The sequence below is a fragment of the Actinokineospora sp. NPDC004072 genome (genome assembly GCF_053604195.1).
Genome location: NZ_JBSGHB010000013.1, coordinates 92908 through 98650, shown reverse-complemented (window position 1 = coordinate 98650; position 5743 = coordinate 92908). Strand labels below are relative to the sequence as shown.

7 protein-coding genes are annotated in these 5743 nt (G+C 73.9%); 3 read left to right on the top strand and 4 right to left on the bottom strand.

Features of this window, described 5'->3' with window-relative positions:
• The first annotated feature begins 121 nt into the window (after window positions 1-121).
• Window positions 122-1354, top strand: a complete 1233-nt coding sequence (locus ACWEPX_RS21160; protein ID WP_451898921.1) for an MFS transporter — start codon at window positions 122-124, stop codon at window positions 1352-1354.
• Between the two features lie 9 nt (window positions 1355-1363).
• Window positions 1364-1561, top strand: a complete 198-nt coding sequence (locus ACWEPX_RS21155) for an MbtH family protein (RefSeq protein WP_451898920.1) — start codon at window positions 1364-1366, stop codon at window positions 1559-1561.
• A 56-nt stretch (window positions 1562-1617) separates the two neighbouring features.
• On the opposite strand, the gene ACWEPX_RS21150 is transcribed toward ACWEPX_RS21155, so the two are convergent.
• On the bottom strand, window positions 1618-2094 hold the full coding sequence (locus ACWEPX_RS21150; RefSeq protein WP_451898919.1) for a TspO/MBR family protein: 477 nt from the start codon (window positions 2092-2094) through the stop codon (window positions 1618-1620).
• Window positions 2095-2184: 90 nt separating this feature from the next.
• On the opposite strand from ACWEPX_RS21150, the gene ACWEPX_RS21145 reads away from it, so the two are divergent.
• Window positions 2185-2526: a hypothetical protein gene (locus ACWEPX_RS21145; protein ID WP_451898918.1), complete on the top strand. Its 342-nt coding sequence runs from the start codon at window positions 2185-2187 to the stop codon at window positions 2524-2526.
• Between the two features lie 189 nt (window positions 2527-2715).
• Here the strand turns inward: ACWEPX_RS21145 and ACWEPX_RS21140 are convergent, their stop codons facing one another.
• From ACWEPX_RS21140 to ACWEPX_RS21130, 3 genes are read right to left on the bottom strand one after another with little or no spacing between them, the layout of a single operon-like run.
• Window positions 2716-3066 carry an STAS domain-containing protein gene (locus ACWEPX_RS21140; protein WP_451898917.1) on the bottom strand — a complete coding sequence of 117 codons (351 nt, stop codon included), beginning with the start codon at window positions 3064-3066 and terminating at the stop codon, window positions 2716-2718.
• Entirely contained in the window at window positions 3063-4094 is a 1032-nt protein-coding gene (locus ACWEPX_RS21135; protein WP_451898916.1) for a cobalamin B12-binding domain-containing protein, read from the bottom strand. The genes ACWEPX_RS21140 and ACWEPX_RS21135 overlap by 4 nt, the downstream gene beginning before the upstream one ends.
• On the bottom strand, window positions 4091-5650 hold the full coding sequence (locus ACWEPX_RS21130; protein ID WP_451898915.1) for a SpoIIE family protein phosphatase: 1560 nt from the start codon (window positions 5648-5650) through the stop codon (window positions 4091-4093). Before ACWEPX_RS21130 ends, ACWEPX_RS21135 begins: the two co-directional genes overlap by 4 nt.
• Window positions 5651-5743 lie beyond the last annotated feature (93 nt).

Genomic DNA, 5743 nt, shown 5'->3' with positions numbered 1-5743 from the left:
CCACCCCAACCCCTGCCAACCTCCCCTACCCATCGGGGTACGGGAAGCAGCCGACACCGCGCTCCACCAGGCCCGAGGCGTCCCCTGTCCGCACGTCCTTCCGCTTCCCCGGGGGCGTCCGATGACGGCCTCCCGGAATGACAGCGGTGTGGTGGCGCGGGCCAAGGGGTCGTTGGCGCGCAACCGGGATTACCGGTTGCTCTGGTCCGGGCAGGCGTTGGCTGAGGTGGGAATCGGCGCGGCGGGCGTGGCGTTGCCGGTGTTGGTGCTGGCGGTGACCGGGTCGGCGGTCGCGTCGGGGGTGGTGGTGGCGGCGTATGCCGGGGCGCAGCTCGCGGTGGGGGTGCCCGCGGGGGTGCTGGTGGATCGGTGGGATCGGCGGCGGGTGCTGGTGGTGTGCGAGGCCGTGCAGGCGGTGGCTGCGGCGGGGATGGCCGCCGTGGTGTGGGCGGGGGTTGCGACGGTGCCGGTGTTGATGGCGCTGGCCGCGGTGCTCGGCGGGTGCCGGGCGGTGTTCGAGCCCGCCGAGGCCGCGACCCTGCCCGCCCTCGTCCCCGCCGACCAGCTCTCGACCGCGGTGGCGATGAACGCCGCCCGCGGCTCGCTGGGCATGCTCGCGGGCAACGCCGCAGGCGGGGTGCTCTACGCCCTGCGGCAGTGGGCGCCGTTCGGGACGCAAGCCCTGGCCCACGCCGCGTCCTTCGTCCTGCTGCTGTTCCTGCGCGTGCCCGCCCGCCAGCCCACCACCCGCGCGCCCTTCCGCCGCGAGCTGGCCGCCGGGCTGCGGTTCGTGTGGCAGAACCGGACGATGCGCGCGGTCACCGGCTGCGTCGTCGGGCTGAACTTCCTGTTCCAGGCGTTCTACCTGGTCACGCTCGCCTTGGTCGTGCGGGCGGGCGCGCCGCCTGCCGAGGTGGGGTTGATGGCGGCCCTGCTGGGGGCAGGTGGCGTCGTCGGTGCGCTGGCCGCACCGCGGCTGTGCCGGGTGCTCGCACCGCGCATGGCGGTCGTGGGCACGATGTGGGCCATCGCGGGCCTCATGCCGCTGGTGAGCCTGATCGACAACACCTACGCCATCGGCGGTCTACTAGCGGCGGCAGCGTTCCTGGCCCCCACCGCGAGCACCGCCATCACCACCTACCAACTCTTGAACACCCCGGATGAGCTGCGCGGCCGGATGGCCGCCACCGTCACCGTCGCCTTGGGCCTGGCCGCCGTCACCGGCCCGGCGACCGGCGGCCTGCTCGCCGACACGACGACCCCGGCGACCGCCGCGCTGCTCTGCGCGGCGGCCACCGCGGTGCTGGCCCTCGCGGCCACCCCCGCCCTGCGCGGATTCCCCACCCCGAGATAGGAGAACCCGATGGACGACGACACCACCTACCGCGTGCTGGTCAACGACGAGGAGCAGTACTCGCTGTGGCCCGCACACCTCGACATCCCGGCGGGCTGGCGGTTCGAGGGCACGACCGGCACCCGCGAGGAGTGCAGCAAGCACGTGGACGAGGTGTGGACCGACATGCGCCCCCGCAGCCTGCGCGAGCACATGGACCGCGTCTGACCCGAAGGGGCGCCTCCTCCGGGGGCGCCCCTTTACGTCCATTGTGGACAAGCGGATCAGTTCATGGCGACGATGCTCGCGTTCAGCGCGGTGGCGAAGGCGACCCAGGCCAAGTACGGGATGAGCAGGAACGCGGCGACCCGGTGCTTGCGGTAGAACGCCACCAGCAGGACGGCGATGACGATCAACAAGGCCACGATGTCGACCAGCGCCCAGCCGTAGGCCCGGGCGGCGAAGAACAGCGGCGTCCACGCGGCGTTGAGGACCAGTTGCACCGCGTACAGGACCAGCGACCCCGTGAACCCGTGCTTGCGCCACACCAACCAGCCCGAGATCGCGATCAGCACGTACAACGCCGTCCACACCGGCCCGAACAGCCACGACGGCGGTGCCCACGCAGGCAGCCGCAACTCCTGGTAGGTCGACGAGGACGACACCGCGGCGAGCGAGCCCACCACCGCGACGACGGCGACGGCCGCCCCGAAGCCGATCAAGCCTGCGATCTGGCGGGGGCGCGGCACCGAAGCGGTCATCACCCCACCGTAGGCGCCGCCGAGCCTGCCCGCAGACCTGCGGGAGCAGTAGCCTGGCATGAGCAGACGCGGACGGGAGGCGTGGCGCAGATGACCGACCCGCACATCCACGTCGAGCGGAAGGTGCTGGAGTCCGGCACCACCATCCGCAACCTGATCTCCTCGACCCTGGGCCGCGCGACGGACGCGCCGACCTCGGTCACCACCGGCTGCGGGCTCCAGGTGCCCTACGCGATGACCTCGCCGCGGCCGGAGAGCGTCACCTGCCTACCCTGCCGCGAGCACGCGGAGCAGGAGTACCTGCGCTTCGCCGACCAGTTCGAGCGCCTGGGCCGCACCCCGGGGCTGCCGGGGGTGGACGTCAGCGCCACCCAGCTCGCCCAGGCCGTGGCGCAGCTGCGCGACCTCGCGGCCCGGTTCGGCGAGCGCTAGCGTTCGGCCACCGGCTCCGCCTCGGGCTCGGCGTCGTCGGCGGGCTGCGCCTGCGTGACGGCATCCGGGAACTGCGCGAGCAGCTCGTCGTAGATCGGCGTGTGGACGCTCACGGCGAACCATCCCCTCCTCGGCTGACGCCGGGGACTTCCCCACCGCGCGCGACGGCTAAACCTCGATCGCCGAAGGTCAGCCGGTCGGTCCGGTCTGCTCACCGCCGTCGGCCTGGTGGGCGGTCAGGTAGTCCAGGGTGGCGGTGAGGGCGAGGATGCGGTCGAGCATCAGCGGCCGGTTGTCCAGATCCAGGCGCACCCCGGCAGTGGTCGCGCGCCGGTGGATCTGCAGCAGACCGGCAAGGCCCATCGAATCGCACCAGGTCAAGGCGGTGAAGTCGAGGCCGAGGTGGGTGCGGCCGGGCTCGGCGATAAGCCGGGACGCGGCGGCGACGAGCTGGTCGGTGGTCAGGTAGTCCAGCGCGCCCGCGATGTGGATGCGGGCGCTGGTCGGGCTGGTTTCGGTGGTGAGGGAGAATTCTGTCACGCGGGGTCGTCCAGGGTGTGGCGGGCAGCGGTCAACATGCGCGTGGCGCGCGGGAAGTCGGTGAGCTGGGCCGCGAGCAGGTCGAGCGCGGACGCCAAGCCGGTGGTGGGGGACTCGCGAGCCCCCAGGATAGTTGCGCTCCACGCGACGTGCTCGGTGAGGAGCGCTTCATCATCCACGTAGAGCGCGCTGGCGAGGAAGTCGACCAGCCTGGCCAGCTCGTCCGGGTCGGAGTCGGGCAGCGCGCCGATGGTGTGCCTGACCAGCTGGGGAGCCGATCGGGTGACCAGCGTGTACTCCTGGTCGACCAGGTGGGGGAGGACGTCGACGGGCTGGTGGGCGACGCCGGGGGCGGGCGGGGCGACGCCCGCGGCGAGCTGGTCGGCCGCGGCGCGGGCGTCCGGGGCCCAGCCGTCGGCGCCGAGCAGCCGGGCGTAGCGGCCGTCGGACCCGAACGCGGGCCCGCCCGCGATGACCGGCACGCCGGTGGCCTGGCAGGCGGTGATCGCGGCGTGCGCCGCCGGTAACCGGGTGGGGATGGACACCGACAGCGCGACCGCCTCCGGCCCGCGCTGGTGCAGGTGGGTGATGAGGTGCGGGGTCGGCACCTGGGCGCCGAGGAAGTCGACCCGCCAGCCGCGCAGCCGCAGCACCTCGGCCAGCAGCCGGGCGGGCAGGGCGTGCCACTCGCCGTCGACGCAGGCCACGGCGACCGCGCCGCGGTCGGGCGCGCGCCGGGCGGCCGGGTGGTGGGCCAGCGCGGCGATCACCCGGTCATTGATCGCGGTCGCGGCGTGCTCGCCCGCGACGGAGATCCGGTTGGCCGCCCACTCCACGCCCACCCGGGCCTGGACGGGGGCGATCACCTCCAGCAGCGCCGCCTCCGGGTCGAGCCCGGCGTCGACGGCGGCGAAGAGGGCGTCCACCGCCGCGTACTCGTCCCCCGCCAGCGCCGCCTCCCAGAGGCGTTCCCGCAACGCGGGCACATCGACCGCGGCGGGTGAGGTGGTCGCAGGTGCGCTGGTCATGCGGTGAACCTCCCCCGGGTGTGGCCGTCGACGGCGCTCAGGTGGGCCCGCCGCGGCGCGGTGATGGCGACCAGGGCGATGTCGTCGTGCCGCCGCGGCCCGATCCAGCCGGTGACGAGCATCTGGACCCGCTCGACCACGGCCTCGGCAGGCAGCCCGGCGCAGTCGGCCAGCGCGGCCCGCAGCCGCTCCTCGCCGAAGAGCTCATCGCCCAGCGGCCCGCCCCGGGCCTCGATCACGCCGTCGGTGTAGAGCAGGCAGGTCTCGCCGGGGGCGAGGTCGACCTTCGCGGTGGTCGACCGGACGGTCGGCAGCACCCCGATCAGCGTCCCGCTGGTGTCCGCCTCCACCACATCCCCATCTGCTCGCACGATCAGCGGCCTTGGGTGCCCGGCGCTGGTCAGGCGCAGCTCGACCTGCCTGCCGGTGCGGACCACCGAAGCCAGCACCAGGGTGGCGAACCGGGTCTGCTCGACGTCGAGGAGGGTCGAGTTGAGCAGTTCGAGCACGCGCTGGTGGTCGTCCGCCAGGGAGGTCAGGGCGTGCAGGGTGTTGCGGATCTTGCCGGTGAGCACCGCGGCCGAGAGGCCCTTGCCGCACACGTCGCCGAGCACGACCAGGGTCTCCCCGTCGGGTCCGGCGTGCGGGTGCACGTCGTAGAAGTCGCCGCCGACGAGGTCGCTGTTGTCGGAGGCGCGGTAGCCGCCTGCGAACTCCACCCCGTCGACGTGGTGCAGCCGGGGCGGCAGCAGCGCCCGCATCAGGGTGCCGGTGATGTCGGCCTGGTTCGCGTAGAGCCGCGCCGCCGACAGCGCCGCGCCCGCCCGGGCGGCGAAGAGGCGGGCGAAGACCTCCTCGGTGTCGGTGAACGCCCGCTGGTCGCTGGCCCGCAGCAGCACCAGCGCCCCGGCCGGGACGCCGTGGCCGGGCAGCGGGGTGATCACCACCGAGCCGACCGGCCCGGTGAGGCCCGCGGGCATCAGCCACTCCGGCAGCGCGGCCGGGTCGATCCAGCGGGAGGGCACCGGGGGGAAGCCCTGCAGCGCCTCGCTCAGCCCGGCGACCGCGGCGGCGTCGGCGTCGACCGCGCGCGTGCCGAAGGCGCCGTCCGGGCCGCAGTAGGCCACCTGGAGCCGGGGCCCGGTGGCCGGCCCGACCAGCACGGCGGCGTCGGCCAGCCTGCGCGCGGCCAGTTCGACGGTGGCGCGCATGCACCGGTCGAGGTTGAGCGAGGACAGCAGGACGTTGGACGCCTCGACGAGGAAGGCGGTGCGCTCGCGCTCGACGCTCAGCGCCGCTTCGGCCAGCCGCAGGTCGGTGTCCTCGTCCAGCCACCAGACGACCTCGCCGGTGGGCAGCGGGGTGGCGCGGGCGCGGAAACCGCGCTCGCCCAGCAGGCCGTGCCCGTCGACGAGCCAGTCCGGGACCGGGGACCCCGCGGTCAACCCGGGGAAGAGCGCCGCGGCCGCCGTGTTCACCATCACGACCGTCCCCGCGGCGTCGGCGACCAGCGCCGGGTAGGGCGCGGAGGACCACAGATCGGTCGTCCGCGCCATTTTCGGGTGCTGCGTATGGTGAGGCCGCTCACCTTGTGTTTGCTTGATAACAACAACCTAATCGGGACTTCCCTGGGCAGCAAGCGACGCGGG

Excerpts from the sequence above, each read along its gene's own strand:
- ACWEPX_RS21145 (WP_451898918.1), top strand. The coding sequence starts at position 2,185 with ATGACCGACCCGCACATCCACGTCGAGCGGAAGGTGCTGGAGTCCGGC.
- ACWEPX_RS21135 (WP_451898916.1), bottom strand. The coding sequence starts at position 4,094 with ATGACCAGCGCACCTGCGACCACCTCACCCGCCGCGGTCGATGTGCCC.
- ACWEPX_RS21155 (WP_451898920.1), top strand. The coding sequence starts at position 1,364 with ATGGACGACGACACCACCTACCGCGTGCTGGTCAACGACGAGGAGCAG.
- ACWEPX_RS21130 (WP_451898915.1), bottom strand. The coding sequence starts at position 5,650 with ATGGCGCGGACGACCGATCTGTGGTCCTCCGCGCCCTACCCGGCGCTG.
- ACWEPX_RS21160 (WP_451898921.1), top strand. The coding sequence starts at position 122 with ATGACGGCCTCCCGGAATGACAGCGGTGTGGTGGCGCGGGCCAAGGGG.
- ACWEPX_RS21150 (WP_451898919.1), bottom strand. The coding sequence starts at position 2,094 with ATGACCGCTTCGGTGCCGCGCCCCCGCCAGATCGCAGGCTTGATCGGC.